Here is a 20,829-nt window from a genome sequence, read left to right as displayed (position 1 = left end):
GCAGAGGTACAAGTAATTGTGCCTCTATCTTTTGATATATATTTTCATCACAATTTTATCTGAAATAGCTAATTTCAAATTTGTAGCTATACCTTTTATCCAATTGATCAGCAAAAATTACTCTCCGATGTTATACAAACTCTAAATATTAAAAAATTAGAAAAATCATCTTCATTTCCGAAATGGTTCAAAGATAAACAGTAGATATAGATGTGAATAAAACACACTAGTTTCATAAGTCAAAAGAAATTACTTTTGCTCGCTGTCACAAGTATGGTTTATTCATCAAGTACTACCTGAAATATTGACAAAAATATTGCCATATCTGAATTGACATAAATCATTTAAAACCTCTACATAATTAGATATTTGAGGTTTGCTTTAACCATTATTGGCAAATATAAGTTTATCAATATTTACAGGAATATTTGTGATCAATTAACTCGCACAAACAAATTAAATCTACTGGAGAACTTATCATGAATAACGACAATAAAGAGCGCCCTTCTCGCCAAGAATGTCAAGAACTAGGCCCCGAAAACAATAAACAGCGCCGGAGATCATCTCGCAGAATTCGCCGTGAAGCATCACAAATAGCCTTTAACCGAGGTGCTGCCGAGCATATTTGTAATGGAGAAGAACAAGATTATCGCGGTGCAAATGGAAAACCTAACTATATTGCCAACTTCTCTAAAGGTTTGCCACATAACGAACTAGGAGAAGTCCAACCAGAAGCTTATCAATCTCTACTCAAAGCTCTCGAAAGTGGCAAACCACAAGACTTTGAAGCTATTCAGTTAGGTGGCGGTCGTAAATTGACCAACCCCCAAGCAGGTTTAGGTTTTGATTTACAAGGCCCCGACGGCCATGCACTCGCCATACCCCCAGCGCCTCGCATTGACTCAGCGCAAAACTCTGGGGAAATGGTAGAACTTTACTGGATGGCGCTACTACGGGATATTAACTTTACCGAATATACAAATAACCCCCTAGTGGCAGAAGCAGTAGGTGACTTATCAAAATTATCTGATTGTCGTGCGCCGAAAATTGACGGAAAAGTTACCCCAGCTACTATTTTTCGAGGTATTTATCCTGGTGACTTAGTAGGCCCATACATTTCTCAATTTTTGTTGAAAGATATTCCCTACGGTTCACTTACCATTTCTCAAAGGCAAAAAACTGTAGCGCCAAATATTGATTACTTAACAGATTACAACTCTTGGCTAAGTATTCAGAATGGTGGTGCAGCTAAACAAGATGTTTTTGATCCCACACCTCGTTATATTCGCAATCTGCGAGACATCGGTCAATATGTCCACGTTGATGCACTTTACGAAGCTTACCTCAATGCTTGTCTAATTCTATTGGGATTAAATGCTCCCGTAGATCAGGGTAATCCCTACAGAAACTCTAAGACTCAAATCGGGTTCGGTACTTTTGGTGGGCCTCACATTCTCAGCCTTGTCACTGAAGTAGCAACCCGCGCTCTGAAAGCTGTGTGGTTCCAAAAGTGGTTCGTACATCGTCGCTTGCGTCCTGAAGCATTTGCTGGACTAGTTCACAACCAATTGACTGGACGTGCAAAATATCCCATTAATGAGGAAGTTTTGCGCTCCAGCGCCTTAGAAAAAGTTCATAGCCGTTACGGTACTTATCTGCTACCAATGGCCTTCCCAGAAGGTTCTCCCACCCATCCTGCCTACGGTGCTGGACACGCTACGGTTGCTGGTGCTTGTGTCACCATTCTCAAAGCTTGGTTTGATGAGTCTTGGGTAATACCTCAGCCAGTAGTTCCTAACGCTGAAGGGACTGAGTTAGTTCCATATAATGGCGTTGGTGCAGATAAGCTAACTGTAGGAGGGGAACTGAACAAAGTTGCAGCTAACATTTCACTTGCTCGTGATGCTGCTGGTGTTCACTGGCGCAGCGACTATACAGAGTCCCTGAAACTGGGTGAACAGATCGCAATTGGCTTGCTGCAAGAACAGTCAATTACCTTTAACGAAAATCATTTCTTTACCCTGACTAAATTTGATGGTCAGACAATCAAAATATCCCCTGAAGAAGTTAAATATTTAATGGTAGAAAAAGATGATTAATCTCTAGTTAATCATCACAAGTAGTTCATAATTAATAATTCCCCTCAGAGAAATCTGAGGGGAATATTACAATTAGTAATGGATTTAATTTGCCATATTTAATCCTATAAGTGATACATTTAACCTGTTTAATTTAATTTGCTTTATATCTAATTTTTAAACATAAAATTATCAGGTTAAAAATAAATGATATGGCATTGGCAAGAATAATTGGTAAAGCTTGTAAAGCAATGCCATAAACTAACCACAACAATAATCCACTCATAAATGTAATCAGCATCACAAAAGAAACATCTTTCGCTGATTTGCTTTTCCAGGTTTTAAACATTTGGGGCAAAAATGCGATGGTAGTTAATGCCCCAGCAAATAATCCTAAAATTGTCAAAAAGTCCATTAGATGTGACTAATAGCAGTCAATTATATGCGACGAACATATATTAACATAGATTAATATTGCAAAATCCCAGTTATTCATGATTCTTGGGTGCTTTCAGATCTAAAGCCGTGATACACCCTACTTAATATTGACCAAGGTAATCAGCTACTTAAACAAATTCAATTTAAGTAAAGAGGAAAAATCTCTATATAATTAGGTATTTAAGCAAAGACATTACTGGTCTAGAAAAGCTTGATTTTTAGAGATTAGAGAGAAAATTTAGTATGAGAAAACTTCCCAATGGAGTTCAATGGAATGAATTTCATGATGATGAGATTGTGGATTGGAAACGTGTTCGCTCTGCCATTGAGCATGAAGACCAATTAACTAACCATCGTGTTACATGGATGCTAACTTCTCAAGGATTTCTTTTTGCGGCTTTTGCTTTAGTTTTTCAAGCTTCTACAAAAACAGATGTTCAATATGAGTTGAGAGCATTTTATCAATATCTTCTTTCTGGATTAGCAGCCACTGGTATTTTTGTAAGTCTCTATTTACGGCTTGCTCTTCGCGCTGCGGAAATTCAAACAGAAATTTTGCGCGGCTGGTGGGTGGAACGGATAGGAGAGCGCTATAAGAATCATCCACCTATATCTGGCACCCCTCCTAACTGGTTATTAAGGATGCTTCCATTTTCCAGTTTTCCGATTTTATTTGTATTATCATGGATAATTTTTGTTCTGATTGTATTGTTGGATTTTATTAAACCATACGCAAACACAATAGGGACGTTTTCATTATTATTAACGTTGATACTTGGGCTGGTAATTTTTGGATTTATGCTTGGTCGGCGAAAATACTCGAAGACCTCTGTCTAAAAATCCCAATCTACCGGAAGTTAAGCAGTTGTTGAGTTAGTTAGCGGACAAAAGCTATGTGCTTCCGGTGATTGGCAACCTTAAGCAACCTTAAACTGATTAAACTGACTACAACACCTGACACTGTCCGTGATGCCGCAATAAATGGTCGCACAAAACCAGCGCCACCATAGCTTCTACCATTGGAACTGCACGGGATAACACGCAAGGATCATGTCTGCCTTTTGCCGCTAATAGTGTTTCTTCACCCTCACGCGTGACTGTTTTTTGTTCTTTTCTAATAGTAGCTGTTGGTTTAAAAGCCACTCGTAAAATGATATTTTCGCCGTTAGAAATACCGCCTTGAATACCACCAGAACGATTAGTTACAGTACGAATTTCACCATTTTCATCAATATAAAATTCGTCGTTATGTTCAATTCCTGTTAATAATGTTCCAGCAAAACCAGAACCAATTTCAAAACCTTTACTAGCAGGAAGCGACATCACAGCTTTGGCAAGATCGGCTTCTAATTTATCAAAGACTGGTTCACCCAAACCTTTTGGCACATTTCGGGCGACACATTCCACCACACCGCCGATAGAATCACCTTGTCTGCCAGTTTGCTCAATTAATTCAATCATGCGATTAGCGCATTCTTCATCAGGGCAACGAACAATGTTGCTTTCTACTTGTTCTAAAGTGACAGTATTAGGGTCAACTATGCCTTCTAAATCTTTGATGCGCTTGACATAACTAATCACTTCTACATTAGCAACTTGTCTGAGAATTTTTTTAGCGATCGCACCTGCGGCAACTCTACCAATTGTCTCCCGTGCCGAAGACCGACCGCCCCCTTGCCAATTCCGAATTCCGTATTTAGCATCATAAGTTGCATCCGCATGGGAAGGGCGATATTTCACCGCCATCTCGTCATAGTCTTGCGGACGGGTATCTTTATTTCGCACCAAAATCGAAATCGGTGTTCCCAGAGTTTTTCCCTCAAACACCCCAGACAAAATCTCACAGGTGTCTGCTTCCTTGCGTGGCGTGGTAATTTTACTTTGCCCTGGTCGCCTTCTGTCTAACTCAAACTGAATTTCTTCTGCGGTGATTTCCAGTTGCGGCGGACAACCATCAATTACAACTCCCACCCCGCCGCCGTGGGATTCACCAAAAGTAGTGATGCGAAATAGATGCCCAAAAGTATTGCCCATGATTGTGAGGAAAAAGGATAAGGCTTATGTATTCTACCGAGAGTTTTGGCAAATGTTAAGTTTCACGAACTCAGAACTAAAAATTCTCCTACCAAACTGCAAAGATTTGGATGAGGTTTGGTTACAATGCCTTGTAGTCCTTAAAAGATTGAGCAATGCCTGAGTTGACAGTTAATATCAGTGAAGCTAGTCATCAATCTCTATTAAAACTGGCAGAAACCTCCGGTGAATCAATTCAAAAGGTTTTAGATAGAGCGATTGAGAATTACCGTAGATACGTTTTTTTAGCAGAAGCTAACCAGGCTTTTACTGCTTTACGGCAAAACCAAACACTTTGGCAAGAAGAGCTTGCAGAGAGGCAAACTTGGGATCAAACTGTAGCTGATGGAATTGAGGAGTAGTGATGCAAATTGTCAGAGGTGAAGTTTGGCTGGCTAACCTGAATCCTGTGAAAGGTCATGAGCAAGCTGGAAAACGCCCCTGTCTGGTAATATCAGTAGACTTGTTTAATCAAGGTGCATCTGGTTTAGTAGTGGTGTTGCCAATCACTTCAAAAGATAAAGGTATTCCATTTCATGTAAAAGTTAACCCTCCAGAAGGAGGATTGAAAGTAACAAGCTTTATCAAGTGCGAAGATGTCAGATCAATTTCTGTAGAACGCCTGGAACAGCGTTTGGGTATAGTATCGTCAATTATCCTGACTGAAGTAGAAGACAGGCTACGAATATTGATGGGATTGTAGTAGTCGTAGATTGCTCCGTCTAAATTTTATGAATATTTGATGTACAACCTACGGCTACATATATAGCCTAAAATACTATCGCTTGATATTCTCTACACGGGTTTTCTGTTGATGGGCTTTACGCGACAGCACTTGCAGATTCTCTACCATAGTTAAACCACCCTCAGACATGGGTTTAATGTGATCAATCTGAAAATCTCGCCTCATCTGGCTTTTAAATCCGCTAATTGCACAAGAGATAAATCCTCTAACATCTGTGTGCTTTGCGAATACAGCTTTTTTAATTTTTATGTATTCAAGAATATCTCGCTCTTTAATTTCATATAGAGTTAACTTCTCTATAGGTACAATGTCAGGAATTACAGATGGTCTTGATACAGATACTTTATAGTATAAATCTGGATATTCAATCTTATTAATTTCAATATCCAGCTGATTGATGAAATATAGTTTGTTATAGCTAAATAAAACTTGCCAAAAAGACTTTTTATCATTCCAGAGCGAGTTGATATAATCAGTTTTTGCTTTACCGCCTAAAGAATTATCGTAGATATGTCTTGCTACAATAGATAAGTCACATTTTCTTCTCTCGCTAAAGGCCAAAAATTCTGGCGGAATCTCCTTTTGAGCATAGAAACGCAAAATATTTTTTACATCTTCATCTCTATAGCCCAGCAAATTTTGACATTCAGTAAAATAAATTTGCTTGGCAGTTGACAACAGATATTCAAGCTCTGCATCAGTTAATATTTCTCTGTCTTTTAAGTCGATCCTTTGAAATAGTAACTTTAAATCGTTTACAAAGTTGTCGTATACTTCTTCGGTATCGTCATATAACAGCACGTCATAAGGTATAGAATTAGGCTCATATCCTTCTGAGGGTTCGAGAATAGAGAAATGATAAATTCCAATAGGTACTCTCTTTAAAAACTCTAACTCTACTTCTTTCGTAGTATCAATAGATTCATCCATAATCCGAGCGAATTCCTCTATCATCTCAATAGATATACGTTGAGCAGCCCTATTATTAGATGAGACATCTTTATCAATAAATTCGGCATTTTCTGGATCAAGTTTTGCTGGATTAACCCAATTTATCTTGTCTTCCCAGTCATCAATAAAACTGACTACATAGGCTTTTTCTGTGCCACCTGCTTTTTGACCACGTAAGGCACGTCCTATCATTTGAGTCATTAATATTGTAGATGCAGTAGGTCGTGTAAGAAAAACAGTTTGTACGTTAGGTAAATCTGTTCCTTCGGTTAACATTTCTACATTTATCAAAACTTCAAGTTCACCATTTCTAAATTTTTTGATTTTTTCTGAGTTATCTTTGGCAGAAATTGTCGTACCTGTATTTGCATCTTTAACTGAAGATACAACATAATCAGAATTAACGCCTTTGTCTTTCAACAATTTGTTCAATGAAATTGCATGTAATGATATCAATTGCAAAAATTAGCAGAGGTTTGTATTTTTCACTATTTTTAAGATAATGGCTAACAATTATACCATTACGTTCATGCGATTTTGCAATCTCCTCAGCAATGTCTTTCGGTAGTTTGTCAAAGTCTTCAATATTTTTTATGTCTCTTGCTGTCAATTTTTTATTTATTGCTATCTTCGTTTCTAAATTTTCAAAAACAGGTTCAGCAAGAATTCCCTTATTAATTAAGTTCCTCAAGTGTTCTGAATAAATGATATCGCCAGGAAAAACTAATTTTAGTAAACCCTTTTCACTCTCATCTGTTCGGAAGGGTGTAGCTGTTAGTCCCAACATTTTAAAACCATTTTCATGACCTTGTGATTTCATTTCATCTTTAACAGCTTTAATTAATTTACGATAAGTCTTTGCTGTTGCATGATGAGCTTCATCTACAACTAAAAGAAGTTCCGGCAAATAACGAACCCAGTTATTTAACAAGTGATCAAGACCACTGTTTAGACTATCTTTACTAGCAATGATAATGTCATCGCCTGGTTCAATGTGTACAGGTCTTCCATGTTTAGGATGACCTGAGATAATACGGTATCTAAATCCTGATACATTACTTAATAATGCTGAATAGCACTAAGCATAACTGTTTCAAGTGCTTGGTCAAGTAATTCATGACGATGAGCAATCCATAAAACCTTTTTCTTGTTGTTAATAAAATTACGTAATAGCCAATGAACTGCTGTTAATGTTTTTCCACCACCTGTTGGAAGAACTAGCAAACCTTCAAAGGGAGCTTGATTAATTTGATTTAGTGCCTTAATTGCTTCATTCTGGTGGGCATATAACTCTTTGGGATGCTCACCCCTTTCAACGTTGAGCCGACCTGAGTATTGAACTTGAGCAGTTTTCATATTAGTAAATTCCTGGAAAAACTGTACTTTAGGGTAGACTCTGTAACTGGTAATCTCTGAACAAATCGCAGTAATCTAGCAACCTAATTGACAGTATTCCCAAACTGAGATCATCAATGATCAAATTAATGTCCGACTGGGGCTTTCGCGCCTGCACCGCCTTTACCTAAGAATAACAGCAACGGTAATGAGCAAAGAAACGCTACTCCGACAACTCGAAAGATATCTGCAAATGATAAAACAGCCGCTTGAGTATTAATTGTTTGCTGAAGTAAAGCTAAAGCTTGTTGTTGAGCAGTTGTTGCATCCATTCCCTGGCTTTGCATTGCGCCAGTGAGCAAATTGAGGCGCTGATTGGTTTCAAAATCATAAGGAGTCAGGTTAGTTGATAAAATCGCGCGATGAAAGGCTTCGCGTTTATCTAACAAAGTGGTGAGGATGGCAATACCCACACTACCCCCTAGTTGTCGGGTGAGGTTGTAAAAGCCGGAACCAGCAGAAACATCTTGCTTGGGTAAAGGCCCTAAAGTTGCCAAACTCAAGGGTAAAAACATCAATACTGTAAAGGCTCCCCGCCAGACCAAAGGCCAAAATAAATCATCTGTACCAGTTTGCACAGTCAGATTGGACAAGTCAAACATGACAAAGGCGGTTCCTACACCACCGATCGCAATTAATAATCTGGCATCGATTTTGGTAGACAATTTCCCTAGCATAATCATCACAACCGCTGAGGCTAAAGCACCAGGCGCTAACAATAATCCTGTCTGTGTGGCTGTAAAGTGCAGGATACTTTGGGCGAAAATCGGCACAGCAAACAGCGCACCATACAATCCCATCCCCACAATTGCAGATAAAAAACTTCCCGCAGCTAAAGAACGGTGACGCAAAACTCTCAATGCAACGGCGGGATGAGTGGTTTTCAGTTCCCACCAAATAAATAGTCCCAACCCTAAAACACTAGCGACAGCCAAACTGGTAATAAACCCAGAAGAAAACCAGTCTTCTTTCTCGCCTTCTTCTAAGACAGTTTGCATACAGCCGATCGCAATTACTAAAAGCCCAATCCCTAACCAGTCAACACCTTGGTTCTTGGTCTTGTTACTGTTATCCTTCGGCAGAAACGTCCAAGACATGAATACTGCTAAAATCCCAAAGGGGATGTTAATAAAGAAAATCCAGCGCCAGCCTAAAGCGTCGGTCAGATAACCTCCCAATGTAGGGCCAATTGCTGGGCCAGAAATCACTCCCACACCAAATACTGCTTGCGCTAAACCTTGCTCGGCTGGGGGAAAGGTTTCAAATAAAATGGCTTGGGCTTTGGCTAACAATCCCCCACCAAATAATCCCTGGGCGATGCGTGAAATTATCAGCATTGGTAGGTTAATTGACAACCCACAGACAACTGAGGCAATAGTAAAGCCAATCAGCGAAAATATGAAGTATGTTTTTTTACCGAAATAATCTCCTAGCCAAGCAGATAAAGGAATTAACACGACGTTAGCGATCGCATATCCTGTGACTACCCAGCCTATTTCACTCACAGTTGCTCCTAAACTGGCTTGCATCGGTGTTAGAGCAACGTTGACAATACTTGTATCAATTACTTCGAGAATCGCGCCTAGAGCAGCAGAGAACGCGATCGCCCACTTTAACGGCCCCTGTACATAACCAGCTTGGTTAACAATAGAACTTTGAGTAACAGCCATTTTTCTACATAGTCATCATATTAAAACTGGCAAATTTCTAGAAAATGCCCTAAAAGCTTAGGGCATGATTGTGCTTATCAATATATTACGCTACGGTAGCGTATCATATTAAGAAAGGTCAAGGGTGGATCTACACAAACTAGAAAAAGACTGTCTAAAGATAGAGAAAATAGCTGGTATAACTTTCCTAACGAAAGGCTAAATACTAGGGGGTATAGCTGATGTGATTGGTAAGTTGGATGTAACCCTATAGACCAAAATACTTCATATCCCTATTCCTAACTCTCTATGAACAACCCTTTAGGTAGACCACGTAGTAACCAAGTAGACCAAGCAATTCTGCAAGCAACCCTAGATTTACTCGCAGAAATTGGATATCAAAGTATGAGTATAGAAGCGATCGCCTCCCGTGCGGGTGTTGGCAAAACGACAATTTATCGGCGTTATTCTTCTAAAGAAGAATTAGTGGCAGATGCGATCGAGAATCTCAGAGAAGATGTATTAATACCGGATACTGGCAGTTTTTGGGGAGATATGGATATTGTGATCGATAATGCAGCAACAAGAATTCAGAGTCCCCTAGGCCGCCAGACACTCGCCTTAATTATCAGTACAGCATCTAGCAATCCGCAGTTTGCCCAAGTCTATTGGAAAAAATACACCAAACCGCGACGAGATGCCTTTGCACAAGTCATGGAACGTGCTAAGTCCAGAGGAGAAATTCAAGCTGATGCTAACATCGACTTAATTATTGACCTTGTGAGTGGATCAATCTATTACGCACTCGTCTTTAAACCGACACCAGAACCATTAGCCACCTATATGCGCCAGACTCTAGAACTGATAATTCAAGGTGTTGGCACTAATTAACTATGCTTAAATTTTAGTTGTAAACTGAACTGTCTTAATTTATAAAAAAATTAATCCGCAATAGTAGTGTGAACTCACCTAATTAAAACAATATTTGGTAAACCAGAAGTGTCTACCATTCCATTCATCCAAAATTAAGGAGCATCTAGTGCTGTAAGTCAAGCTGTAGATGTATAACTAGTAGCACTAATATTGGTAGGCTGATCAATCTACATTTCTTTGCAATTATGCAACGTTTGTCGCAATTTGCTAGGGTCGCTCCCAAACATCGACGGCTTTTGATTTTATCACTAGGGCTATTAGCTTTGGTTGCTGCTCATGGAATGGCGCTGATCTACCGTATTCAGCCAGGAGTTTCTTTATGGTTTCCGCCATCTGGGGTAGCGATCGCCCTCAGTTTCTGGTTTGGCATAGATGGTATCATCCTCACAGGTCTTGCATCTTTCCTCATGTCTCCTTTTTGGGGATTGTATGGTTGGGAGCAATTTATTGGTTTCACCGATGTTGTAGAACCTTTAGTTGCTTGGTTACTTTACTGTCGTCTTTGGAAAGGTTCTCTCATCTTTAATAGCCTCAAAGATGCGGCTATTTTTACCTTGAGTGTACCTTTAATAGCCAGCACTAGTTTAGCTGTAGTCGGTAGTTTAACTTGGGTAGCCATAGGCAAAATGCCTGTTACTAACCTAACTAACAGTATTACTCATTGGTGGTTAGGAAATGCGATCGGGATTATGGGGATTACACCGACAATTTTGCTAGTATTAACTCCTTATCTGCAATCGTGGGGTTGGTTATCTCGTTCTCAAACATCAGATTATGCCTCACCGAGTTTCAGATTTCCAGCTTGTCGTCCTCTCTTACTGGAAGTCAGCACTATCTTATTTCTGTGCATTAGCATTGCATCTGTAACTGTTTCGGAAGTTTCAGCCAATAGCAACACAGATTTTCGGTTTCAACAGTTATCTTTTTTGAGCTTTATTCCCGTAATGTGGGCTGCTACTCGCTTCGGAGTATCTACAGGGATGCTCATATCTACATTTTCAATACTAATAACGCTGTTCTCTTATTTATTAATATATCCTAATGCTATATTATTACCGCGTTTTCCAGTACAGCCAGAAGTTTTACATGTTCACAAATTAAGTCTCCTAGTACAATCTATGGTGACTTTATTAGTCGGAGTTGCCATTACAGAAAGAGCAAAAGTTCAAGTAGAACTGGCGATAGAAAAATTCAGAATAGGAGAATATCAAGCTCGCGCTGAATTATCAGAAAAACTCATTCAACTCAATGATTCCTTAGTCGAAACGAATGTTCGTTTAGAAGACTCCAATCGAGAAAAAGATAAATTATTAAAAGCCGAAAAAGCTCTACGTACTCGCCTCAGCAATATTTTAGAAAGTATGACAGATGCTTTTATTGCAGTTAATCAAGATTGGCAAATAACCTACATTAATCAACAAGCTGCAAATATTAAGGGCGTAAAACCAGAAACTATAGTTGCTCAAAATTATTGGGAGCAATGGCCAGGAATGCAAGGTCAAGAATTTGAGCGTGAATACTGTCGGGCGATCGCAGAATCAATACCTGTGCATTTTGAAGCATTATATATGCCGAAAAATATGTGGTTAGAAATTCATGCTTACCCTTTTGAAGATGGACTGGGTATATTTTTTCGGGATATTACTCAGCGCAAACAAGCAGAAGTAGAACGAGAAAATCTTTTAGCAAGAGAGCAATCTGCCCGCACTGAAGCTGAAAAAGCCAATAGAATAAAAGACGAGTTTATTGCCGTTCTTTCTCATGAATTGCGGACTCCCCTTAATCCTATTTTAGGTTGGGTAACACTACTCAGAAGACGCAATTATGAAGATGATAAACTAACGCATGGACTAGAAACCATTGAGCGTAATGCTAAATTACAAATTCAACTTATTGAAGACTTATTAGATGTTTCTCGGATTCAACAAAGAAAAATAATTTTAAATCTTCAGCCTGTTAATTTAACTGAGATTTTACATGCGTCTCTAGATACTGTTGCTTTAGCTGTTGAAGCTAAGAATCTGCAAGTACAAAAAATATTGCATCTTGATACAGCATGGGTTAAAGGTGATGCTGAACGCCTACAGCAGATAGTCTGTAATTTACTTTCCAACGCCATCAAATTTACCCCCACTGCTGGTAAAGTAGAAATTATTTTAAAACGAGTTGATACCTTTGCTGAAATTCAAATTCAAGACAATGGTAAGGGTATTAGTCTAGAGTTTTTACCATTCGTATTTGATTATTTTCGGCAAGCTGATGGCACAATTACCCGTCAATTTGGTGGCTTAGGATTAGGTCTAGCAATTGTGCGCCATCTCACAGAACTACATGGTGGAACTGTACAAGCCGAAAGTCTGGGAGAAGGAATGGGTGCAAAATTTACAGTTAAATTACCCTTGATGCTGGATTTTATTCCGCAAAACAAAAATACTGTAACCGTTGATGAGGCTTTAAATTTAACAGGTTTACATATTTTGGTAGTAGATGATGATTTAGATACGGGAAAGTTTTTAACGGTGGTATTAGAACAATTGGGTGCTAAAGTAACAGCGATCGCATCTGGTAGCCAAGCGTTAGAATTTCTTGCAACCAGTAAAGCAGATATACTTTTAAGTGATATCGGTATGCCAGGAATTGACGGATATATGCTAATGCGTCTGATTCGCGCCCTCCCACCCGAACAAGGCGGACAAATACCCGCGATCGCCCTGACAGCCTACGCAGGTGAGATAAATCAACAACAGGCTTTAGCCGCTGGGTTTCAAATTCACTTAATTAAACCTGTTGAACAACCACAATTGCTAAATGCGATCAGGCAAATTTTGGCTAACTTAGATTAATTCTTAATTAACGTGATGTTGTCCATTAAATAATTATTGTCCACTTTAAAGAATTATTGTCATCTCTGCAAGACCACATCTAAATCGCCATAACTATTATATATAAAGGGTTATGGCGATTTTCGGTCTAAAATTATTCTCTGGCGACTTTTAAATTAAATAGTGTCATAAATACTATAAAATTTTAAAGTAAATGATGTCATATTTTTTAAGGATGAATTATGCCCAGAAAGTCTACCAGTCAAGCCTTTTCCGTATTTGAGACTGAAGACACAGCACAAACTGAGGAAAAAGAAACAGAGTATCTGCTAGTTAGCGAAGAATCACCAGAATACTTAAAAAAGGTGGACTTGATAGATGCTATTTGTCAAGCACCTAACAAGGCGGCTCGTAGAGATGCGATCGCAGATGCAGCCAAAGCCCTTGGTAAAAGCACTCGAACTATTAAACGGATGGTAGAGAGAGTTGAACAGGTAGGAGTTGCAACTTTAGCTGTTGGGCGTAAGGATAAGGGACAATATCGTATTTCCAAGGAATGGCATGATTTTATTGTAAACCTTCATAAATGGGGTCATAGAGAAGGTTCCCGGATTAATCATCATCAAATTTTTGGGTATTTAAAAGCTTTAGCCTCTCAGGGAGAAAGACTGCTAGACCAGAAATATAATGAAAAATTTAAAAAATACTCTCAAGTACGAAAAGATTTAATAGCAGGAAAGCATCCTTCTCATGTCACTATTTATAAAGTAATAAATTTTTATCTAGAAGAAAAAAATAAGACAGTTCGCCATCCTGGTTCACCGATAGAAGGGCAAATTATTCAAACGACTGAAGGTAATTTAGAAATAGCCCATAGTAACCAGATTTGGCAGATAGACCATACTAAATTAGACATTTTGTTAATTTATGAGGACGACAAAAAAGTTATTGGTCGTCCATACATCACGTTGGTAATGGATAGTTATTCTGGTTGTGTTACAGGTTTTCATTTAGGGTTTGAAGCTGCTGGCTCTCATGAAGTTGGTTTGGCTCTGCGTCATGCAATTCTGCCAAAGCACTACGCGATAGAGTACGAACTTCAAGAAAAATGGGAGATTTGTGGAATTCCTGAATATATAGTGACAGACCGTGCAAAGGAATTTAAGTCAGAACATTTAAAACAAATTTCACTGCAATTGGATTTTAAACGGCGTTTACGTGCATTTCCCCAAGCAGGTGGTTTAATTGAATCGATATTTGACAAGATTAATAAAGAAATTTTGTCATTATATGGTGGATACACGGGTTCTAGCGTTGAGGAACGTCCTCCAGAAGCTGAAAGAACTGCCTGTATAACGCTTGATCAGTTAGATAAAATATTAGTCAGATATTTTGTAGACCATTACAACCATCATGATTATCCAAGGGTAAAAAATCAAAAACGTATTGAGCGATGGAAATCAGGTTTTCTACTGGAAGAACATCAAGTTATTGATGAACGTGAACTAGATATTTGTTTAATGAAGATTGCTATACGCAATGTAGAAAAATATGGTTCCGTAAACTTTCTAGGTTGGGTATATCAAGGAGATTGCTTGTTGAAGTATGAGGGTAAACAAGTTTCTCTAAGATATGACAAGCGTAATATTACAACAGTTCTGGCTTATACTCGCCCTATTAATGGTGAACCAGGAGAGTTTATTGGTGTTATACACGCTAGAGATTGTGAACAAGAAAGGATGTCTCTGGGTGAATTGAATTATATTAAGAAAAAATTGCGTGATGCTGGCAAGGAAGTTGATAATTCTTCTATTTTGAATGAACGGTTATCTAGATTTGAGGATGTTGAACAAACTCGTAAAGACAAGCACAGACAACGCCGTAAAAAAGCTCAACAAGAACATGAGGTTAAGACTAATAAATCAAAAGTAGTTGAGTTGTTTCCTGAAAATCAAGTGCTAGAAGAAGTTACAACTTCAGAGAAAATTTTAGTAAGTACTGCTTTTGACGCAGATTCACCAAACATTGTAAATTCTATAGATAAGCAATTTATACAGGAAAAACCTGCTACCAATCAAACAGCCAAGGCTAAACGACGGCCTAAATTAAGTGTAAAAGATTGGAATCAATTTATGAGAGATAATTGGTAAGTGCAATGTCAGAGACAAACTTAGCTCATGGCAATCGAGAAGTCCGGCAGCAAGTAGGTACAAGTTTTCAGCCTGCTGATGAACAGAGGCGATCGCCCCAAGTCCAAGCTGAGGTTGAGCGAATTGGTAAGGCTAACACATATTTTGCTCTAGACCGCGATACAGAATTGTTTGACTGGCTTGATGATCAGCGTGATGCAAAACTCTGCGGTTATGTGACATCGGCTACGGGTTCTGGGTTATTAAAAGCCTGTCAACTTTACAGGACGCAATACGTAAAACGAAGAGGAACGTTGTTGGAAATTCCAGCAACTGTAATTTACGCCGAAATTGAGCAGCATGGTAGCCCAACGGATTTGTATTGTTCCATTCTGGAAGAAATAGGTCATCCACTTGCTAATGTTGGCGCATTAAGAGATTTGCGATCACGTGCCTGGGGTACTCTTAAACCATATGGTGTAAAGTTGCTCGTTATCGGTAATGCAGATTATCTAACGTTAGAAGCATTTAACGAGCTAATTGATGTTTTTACAAAGCTCAGAATCCCCATTATTTTGGTTGGGACTTACTATTTGAGTGAGAACATTCTGGAACGGAAAAGCCTTCCATACGTGCGCGTTCATGACTCATTTTTAGAGTCATACGAGTTTCCTAATTTAACTGAGCAAGAAATAATTGAGGTTGTGGACGATTGGGAAGCAAAATTTCTGCCAGAAAATGGTCGATTAAACCTTACGCAAATTAACAGTGTGGTTTCTTATTTGCAGCTAAAATCTGCGGGACTGATTGAGCCTTTATATGATTTGCTTCGGAAAATAGCAATCCTGAAACTAGATGAGCCAAATTTTGAACTCAATCAAGCTAATCTGACTATGAAATTTGGCAGACGTAAGAAACCAAAAGTTACGTTTAAGAATAAAGGGTAATATAAATTAGTTATACCGTAAATTTCATTTGATGTTATGAAGCTGTTTATACATTTTTCTCTATAGACAAATAATTTGATTGATTTCCTACTTTACGGGTGAACGGTATCGCCTCCAGAAACGTCTCCAAATTAGTAGCAGCACAATAGCAACAATAAATCCACTTAGAGTATATATACCCTTTGTTGCTGGCATTAACCACCAAGGTTCTTGTTCGTTTGGCTTTGCTGGTATACTCAGCTTTAAATTGCTGAATTTGATTAAGGTAGACCTAACAGGGTTATCATTCTTTTCCCCTAATCCTGGTAGCCCTGCAACAAATGAGCCGAAAGCCCATCCTCCAGCTAGGAGGGTAACAAAATTTTGAAAATAGCGATCGCGTTCAGTTTTTTCTACTTCAACTCGACTACGAACAGCATTAATTGTATCGGATAATAATTTTAAACCTCTCTCTAAGTTTTCTGTATCTTTAGTTATTTGTAAGCGATATTTATCTTGAGCTAATCTAATAAATTCTTTGAAAAATGCTAAATCTGTTGCTGAATTAGGGTAAATTCGGTTAGCTTTCTGTTCAATTCTACCTAAACGTTTTTCATAATTACTTAAATTTATATCAATTGTACCACCCTGAAAATCTAAAAGTGTTAATTCTTTTGTATAATCATTAAGCGTGTTTTGGACATTAACTAATATCTGATTTAATTTATTTAATTCATTGTCTTTGTTTCTAGCTTGTTCCAGAGAATCATTACCGGCTTTGATTGTACTGAAATAATTTTGCAAATAGTTTTTTACTAGGCGACTTTGGTTATAAGCCCAAAGTATTTTGTGGCGGTAGTAAAATAATCGCATCCAATCAGAATAAAATTTACCTGATATATTTAACAGAGTATTTTCGTCAGGGTAAATGATGACAATTACGTGATGATTATTGTGAGTCAGTTCAAAAATACTTGCTCCTAGGAAATGCCCGTTACCTTCTAAATCTTCTTCCCAATCAAAATCTGGCATAAATGATTCATAGCAAGCTTGAGCAATTTCCTCATGGCTTTTAGTCTGAGTTAAGGGTAGCCAGCCAGAAAGCATCCAAGTTTGTCCAATATTGGCTGTTTGACCTTTTAATATTGGCTCGATTTCAGCTTTAATCCCGGCAAAACATTGAGTTGGTTGAGCGTCAACTTTATTATTTAAAGCACAGTCTATAAGTAACCCATAGCTATCGCCAAGTAATACAGGATAGAAATAACCTTCATATTGTTTATTGTGAGGCTTCATCTGTAAAGATGTATTTTTTAACAGATGAACATACTCACTTTCTAGAGTGTGCTGGTTTTCTATAAATAATGATGAATCAATGTAGTCTGGTAATTTATTTAAAAAATTTTGTTGATTTTGCTCAATTTCTTTTTGAGTATCGCCTAAGCTATACTTCAAATCATAAAGAAACAGGTCAATTGTAGGATATATGATTTTAGCCATTCATGGAAAGTTGAAAGTTCTGGTTTAGCCTTGAGTGATGGATAATGTAAATCCCCCTTAAATAAGGGGGTTGAATGTAAATAGCCTAAGAATTTCTTAAAATCATCAAATATAAACCCCTTAACATAGCTGTTATTTGCCGCTAATCTGCTGGTTTAAAAATTGTTGGAATTGTTCAAAACGGCTTAACTTTTTAGTAGTCTCAGATGGATTGTTAGTTGACAAAACTCTAATAGCCATATTGGTAATTTCATCGCTTTTCAGGTCGGAGGAACTGACTTGTAGGGGCGCACGAGGTATTAATTGGGTTTTTGGTACAGGTGCAGCTTGCTCTAGTTCAATCTCTGTAGGTAGTAAATTCAAGGGGATTGTATCACCTAAATTCTCTATTTGCGTTTTAATTACCTGAAAATTGTGGTTCAAGGCTTCGTTAGCTTGAATCATTGCTAATAAACGTGGTTCGATTAATCCCTCCCAAGCTTTGGAATTAGCGACCAGCTGTTCAGCAGCTTGGGATAAATCTGATTTTTCTGCCTCGTTCAAAGGATTTTTAGAATCTTTTAATGCTAGTAAAAGTGCTAATAAAGTACTGTTCATATTTTGATTTGTCATGAGGAAATTTACCCAAACTTTTGGTATTGTGATTACATATTTACTTTAATACTTAAAGACGTATATTAGCGGCTATGGCAAGAGAAGCATTAGTGGTTGGCATTAATCGCTACCCTACCTTAATGGCGAAATCAACGGATCGTCCGCCACATCTGCAAGCGCCTGCAACTGATGCAGAAGCCATAGCCCAAATTCTAGAAACTTACGGTAATTTTCGTGTTCGGCGTTTACCAGTTGCTTACCAGGGTGGGGTTTGTTCTGTTGATGCTCAACATATTGTCAAAAAGACGGAGTTGGAAACAGCTATAATTCAACTTTTCCATCCCTCTGGACGGTACATTCCTGATACAGTTTTACTGTTCTTTGCGGGGCATGGATTACGTAAAGATGATGCAGGGATCTGTGAAAGTTTTTTAGCTACTAGTGATAGTTATCCCGTGAATGGAGATTGGGGAATTTCTTTAGATTGGTTACGTAAAGTCTTACAATCTTCCCCAGTCAGGCAACAGATTGTTTGGTTAGATTGTTGCTATAGCGGGGAGTTACTCAATTTCCAAGAGGCTAACCCAGGGATTTTTGGCAAAGAAGGCAAGAAAGATAGATGTTTTATTGCTGCTTCTCGTGAATTTGAAGCAGCTTACGAAGAGTTTAATGGCGAACATGGGGTTTTAAGTAGGGCATTATTATCTGCACTTAGCCCAGAAAATCATGCTGAAAGTTGGGTAACAAATTATTCTCTGGTTGACTCAATTAACCACCAGCTAAAAACAGGGATTCAGCGTCCGATTTTTTATAACACTGGCGGAGAAATTATTCTGACTGGCGAAAAAATTGACCGTGCTGTTTTATTGGCGGGGGTATGTCCTTATAAGGGATTAGCAGCTTTTGAGTTTAACGATGAAGACCCCAAATATTTCTACGGGCGTACTGATTTAACTGACAAACTTTTAGATAAGGTAAGACAATCAAACTTTGTGGCGGTGGTGGGGGCTTCTGGAAGCGGGAAGTCTAGTGTGGTCAAGGCGGGTTTATTACATGAGTTAAATTTAGGGCAAAAGTTAGGCGGGAGCGAACAATGGCCAATTCGGATTTTTCGCCCTGGTGAACATCCCCGGAAAAATTTAGCCAGAGTTTTTGTTGATGATTTAGAAAACCCCTCTCCAAACCTCTCCCCTGAAAGGAGAGAGGCTTTGAATATTCTCCCTTCCCAACAAGATCAGAATTTAGTTCAATCACCAATTTCGCCAAATCAGCACAATGAGATACCAATAGAACAACTCCTATCTGCCCTAGAGACAGCTACCCAATTAATTAACCAAGGTGTAACAGGATTAACGACGTTAGTCGCAACCACATTGTCAAATCTTGCGTTACAAACTTCTGATTCTTGTCGCCTAATTCTTGTGGTTGATCAATTTGAAGAAGCTTTTACGCTCTGTAAAGATGAACAGGAGCGACAACAGTTTTTTGAGTGTTTATTAGGAGCATTAAATGACCCGCAGTTAACGGTAGTGATAACGATGCGGGCAGATTTTTTTGGTAAATGTGCTGAACAAGAATATGCAGGACTAGCACAGAAAATTGAAGACAATCTGGTGACAGTCACCCCCATGAATCAACAGGAGTTGAGAGAGGCTATTACTCAACCAGCATATAAAGTTGGTTTGGAAGTGCAAGGGGAACTGGTAGAACAAATGCTGGCAGATGTAGTAGGCCCCGGTAGTTTACCTCTGTTGCAATATACTCTGACTGAATTGTGGCGTAAGCGCGAAGTCAATCGCTTAACTTTAGCAGAGTATACAAGACTTGGTGGGGTTAAAGGCACGCTGCAAAAACGGGCAGATGAAGTTTATGAGGAACTCGACCCCCGAACAGAACAACTGACTGCTAAAAGGATATTTATTGAGTTAACCCAGTTGGGTGAGGGAACAGAAGACACCCGCCGACAGGTGCTGAAATCAAATTTAATTAATGCTCAACAATCAGCAGAAGTAGTAGAACAAGTGCTGATGAAATTGACAGATGCCAGATTAGTGGTGACATCAGAACTACAAGCGCGGGGAAACAGTGACATAACACTAACAGTAGTTGATGTAGCTCATGAAGCTTTAATTCGCCATTGGCCAAGGCTGCGTGCTTGGCTGAGTGAAAATCGGGAGGCAATTCGTATTGAGCGCAAAATTGAGACAGCAGCCCAAGATTGGGAAAATAATCAAAGGTCTAAAGATTATTTACTTGCGGGTACAAAGTTGACAGAAGCGGAAAATTACCTGCAAGAACATCAAAATCTCGGCTTGCTGTCGGATTTCGCATCTAAGTTTGTGCAGAAAAGTATCCAGCAGCAAAATAGAAATAAATGGTTGCGGTTTGGGGCAGTTGCTGCTTTTGTAGGAGTGGTAGCTATAGGTGCAGTTGTTTCAACAATTTTTGCATTGGAGTCTCGCAAACAAGAAGCTATAGCTAGAGAATTTGCCGACGAGTCTCAAAAACAGGCAACTATTGCCAAACAACAAGCTATTAACGCTAAAAATCAGGAAGCTAACGCCAAGAGATTTGCCGCCGAGTCTCAAAAACAGGC

General features: G+C 38.7%; 17 protein-coding genes. 9 read left to right on the top strand and 8 right to left on the bottom strand.

The window, feature by feature from the left end:
• Nucleotides 1–479: 479 nt before the first annotated feature.
• Nucleotides 480–2,099 carry a vanadium-dependent haloperoxidase gene (locus NCWK1_RS15300; RefSeq protein WP_096581743.1) on the top strand — a complete coding sequence of 540 codons (1,620 nt, stop codon included), beginning with the start codon at nt 480–482 and terminating at the stop codon, nt 2,097–2,099.
• A 133-nt stretch (nt 2,100–2,232) separates the two neighbouring features.
• On the opposite strand, the gene NCWK1_RS15295 is transcribed toward NCWK1_RS15300, so the two are convergent.
• A complete protein-coding gene (locus NCWK1_RS15295) occupies nt 2,233–2,493 on the bottom strand; it encodes a SemiSWEET transporter (RefSeq protein WP_096581741.1) in 261 nt (86 codons plus the stop codon).
• Between the two features lie 266 nt (nt 2,494–2,759).
• On the opposite strand from NCWK1_RS15295, the gene NCWK1_RS15290 reads away from it, so the two are divergent.
• A complete protein-coding gene (locus NCWK1_RS15290; RefSeq protein ID WP_103125297.1) occupies nt 2,760–3,353 on the top strand; it encodes a hypothetical protein in 594 nt (197 codons plus the stop codon).
• A 108-nt stretch (nt 3,354–3,461) separates the two neighbouring features.
• Here the strand turns inward: NCWK1_RS15290 and aroC are convergent, their stop codons facing one another.
• Nucleotides 3,462–4,550: a chorismate synthase gene (gene aroC / locus NCWK1_RS15285; RefSeq protein WP_096581737.1), complete on the bottom strand. Its 1,089-nt coding sequence runs from the start codon at nt 4,548–4,550 to the stop codon at nt 3,462–3,464.
• A 155-nt stretch (nt 4,551–4,705) separates the two neighbouring features.
• Here aroC and NCWK1_RS15280 point away from each other — a divergent pair, with 155 nt between their 5' ends.
• The gene (locus NCWK1_RS15280; protein ID WP_096581735.1) at nt 4,706–4,951 is read left to right on the top strand and encodes a toxin-antitoxin system protein; all 246 of its coding nucleotides are present in this window, start codon (nt 4,706–4,708) and stop codon (nt 4,949–4,951) included.
• A gap of 2 nt (nt 4,952–4,953) precedes the next feature.
• Nucleotides 4,954–5,292, top strand: coding sequence for a type II toxin-antitoxin system PemK/MazF family toxin (locus NCWK1_RS15275; RefSeq protein ID WP_096581733.1), 339 nt, complete (start codon nt 4,954–4,956; stop codon nt 5,290–5,292).
• 75 nt (nt 5,293–5,367) lie between these two features.
• On the opposite strand, the gene NCWK1_RS15270 is transcribed toward NCWK1_RS15275, so the two are convergent.
• From NCWK1_RS15270 to NCWK1_RS15260, 4 genes are all read right to left on the bottom strand, one after another.
• Nucleotides 5,368–6,705, bottom strand: coding sequence for a helicase-related protein (locus NCWK1_RS15270; protein WP_187308156.1), 1,338 nt, complete (start codon nt 6,703–6,705; stop codon nt 5,368–5,370).
• A complete protein-coding gene (locus NCWK1_RS30420) occupies nt 6,686–7,255 on the bottom strand; it encodes a DEAD/DEAH box helicase (protein ID WP_281259126.1) in 570 nt (189 codons plus the stop codon). Before NCWK1_RS30420 ends, NCWK1_RS15270 begins: the two co-directional genes overlap by 20 nt.
• 89 nt (nt 7,256–7,344) lie before the next feature.
• Complete coding sequence (locus NCWK1_RS30415) at nt 7,345–7,641, bottom strand: DEAD/DEAH box helicase family protein (RefSeq protein ID WP_146033993.1); 297 nt, start codon at nt 7,639–7,641, stop codon at nt 7,345–7,347.
• 125 nt (nt 7,642–7,766) lie between these two features.
• A complete protein-coding gene (locus NCWK1_RS15260; RefSeq protein ID WP_103125295.1) occupies nt 7,767–9,350 on the bottom strand; it encodes a DHA2 family efflux MFS transporter permease subunit in 1,584 nt (527 codons plus the stop codon).
• A gap of 288 nt (nt 9,351–9,638) precedes the next feature.
• Here NCWK1_RS15260 and NCWK1_RS15255 point away from each other — a divergent pair, with 288 nt between their 5' ends.
• From NCWK1_RS15255 to NCWK1_RS15240, 4 genes are all read left to right on the top strand, one after another.
• Nucleotides 9,639–10,220 (top strand): TetR/AcrR family transcriptional regulator, encoded by a 582-nt coding sequence (locus NCWK1_RS15255; RefSeq protein ID WP_103125294.1) that lies wholly within the window; start codon nt 9,639–9,641, stop codon nt 10,218–10,220.
• A gap of 227 nt (nt 10,221–10,447) precedes the next feature.
• Nucleotides 10,448–13,105, top strand: a complete 2,658-nt coding sequence (locus tag NCWK1_RS15250) for an MASE1 domain-containing protein (protein WP_245894905.1) — start codon at nt 10,448–10,450, stop codon at nt 13,103–13,105.
• A gap of 221 nt (nt 13,106–13,326) precedes the next feature.
• Entirely contained in the window at nt 13,327–15,234 is a 1,908-nt protein-coding gene (locus NCWK1_RS15245; protein WP_103125293.1) for a Mu transposase C-terminal domain-containing protein, read from the top strand.
• A gap of 5 nt (nt 15,235–15,239) precedes the next feature.
• Nucleotides 15,240–16,160 carry an AAA family ATPase gene (locus NCWK1_RS15240; protein WP_103125292.1) on the top strand — a complete coding sequence of 307 codons (921 nt, stop codon included), beginning with the start codon at nt 15,240–15,242 and terminating at the stop codon, nt 16,158–16,160.
• 87 nt (nt 16,161–16,247) lie between these two features.
• Here the strand turns inward: NCWK1_RS15240 and NCWK1_RS15235 are convergent, their stop codons facing one another.
• A complete protein-coding gene (locus NCWK1_RS15235) occupies nt 16,248–17,639 on the bottom strand; it encodes a hypothetical protein (RefSeq protein ID WP_103125291.1) in 1,392 nt (463 codons plus the stop codon).
• A 132-nt stretch (nt 17,640–17,771) separates the two neighbouring features.
• The gene (locus tag NCWK1_RS15230; protein WP_103125290.1) at nt 17,772–18,251 is read right to left on the bottom strand and encodes a hypothetical protein; all 480 of its coding nucleotides are present in this window, start codon (nt 18,249–18,251) and stop codon (nt 17,772–17,774) included.
• A gap of 74 nt (nt 18,252–18,325) precedes the next feature.
• On the opposite strand from NCWK1_RS15230, the gene NCWK1_RS29605 reads away from it, so the two are divergent.
• The coding region (locus tag NCWK1_RS29605) for an nSTAND1 domain-containing NTPase (protein ID WP_103125289.1) at nt 18,326–20,829 on the top strand (2,504 nt) is incomplete at its 3' end.

Origin of the sequence: Nostoc cycadae WK-1 (assembly GCF_002897135.1) — a bacterium.
Classification (GTDB): domain Bacteria; phylum Cyanobacteriota; class Cyanobacteriia; order Cyanobacteriales; family Nostocaceae; genus Nostoc_B.
Note: the sequence above shows the minus strand (reverse complement) of the source record. Positions and strands in the feature narration are given on the sequence as shown.